At 47.7% G+C, this 1,022-nt stretch carries 1 protein-coding gene; it reads left to right on the top strand.

All coding sequences use genetic code 11. The features are described 5' to 3' along the window. Positions 1-107: 107 nt before the first annotated feature. A partial coding sequence (locus M3P05_RS20410; protein WP_249701974.1) for a DDE-type integrase/transposase/recombinase occupies positions 108-1,022 on the top strand: 915 nt, incomplete at its 3' end.

Here is a 1,022-nt window from a genome sequence, read left to right as displayed (position 1 = left end):
TAGCCTTCTCCAATATGAAATGGGCCTGAAGCAAAGGCGACTTTCCAATATGAAATGAGCCTGTAAGCCTCTGTACCGTCGTTCATGATGTGAGGATGAAAATCATCATGAACACCCAATTCATCAAGACACTTGATGATGTCCAGAATCTTCTGAGCCAGTCCTCTTGCCTTGAGCCAGGCTGGGAGTCAAAAGATGAGTGTTATCGTTGGATTGAGGAGACCCTCATACACTTTCATTACCGTAGCCAGAGGAAAGTGAACAGGGGGCTCCTTCGCCAATATCTGCTAGCCGTCACTGGGCTCTCAAGAACACAGATAACCCGGTTGATTAGAGACTTCACAGAGAAAGGCTTCCTCAAACGCAGGCAACGAACAACCAATGGCTTCAAGACTCTCTATACCAAAGCCGATATCCGGCTACTTGCCGAGACTGACCAGCTTCACAGCGATTTGAATGGTGCCGCCATCAAGAAAATCTGCGAGCGTGCTTACTTGCGGGGGGATAGTCACTATGAGCGTTTGGCCACAATTTCCGTCTCCCATTTGTACAATCTCAGGCAGTCAAAAACGTATGAGCGAAAGCGAGGCCGCAGAGAGCATACTCGCTCCGTCAAGAGCGCGATAGGTACTCGCCGCCGTCCGGAACCTCAAGGGAAACCTGGTTATATCCGGATTGATACTGTCCACCAAGGGGATAAGGATGGTGTAAAGGGTCTCTATCACATTAATGCTGTTGATGAAGTGACTCAGTATGAAGTGGTCTGTACCGTTGAGAAGATCAGTGAGCGTTATCTGATCCCTGTTCTGGAAGAGTTGTTGTCAGCCTTTCCCTTCAAGGTCATAGAGTTCCATTCTGATAATGGTTCAGAGTACATCAACTATCAGGTCGTCAAACTGCTCAATAAACTGAAAATTGCCCTGACCAAGTCACGCTCACGGCATAGTAATGACAACGCGTTAGTCGAAAGTAAAAATGGTTCTGTCATCAGGAAAATCCTGGGGTATGCCCATATCCCCCAG

It is taken from the genome of Parendozoicomonas callyspongiae, assembly GCF_023502345.1.
GTDB lineage: Bacteria > Pseudomonadota > Gammaproteobacteria > Pseudomonadales > Endozoicomonadaceae > Sansalvadorimonas > Sansalvadorimonas callyspongiae.
The sequence above is the reverse complement of the archived record's forward strand: the minus strand, read 5'-3'. Positions and strand labels throughout refer to the sequence as shown.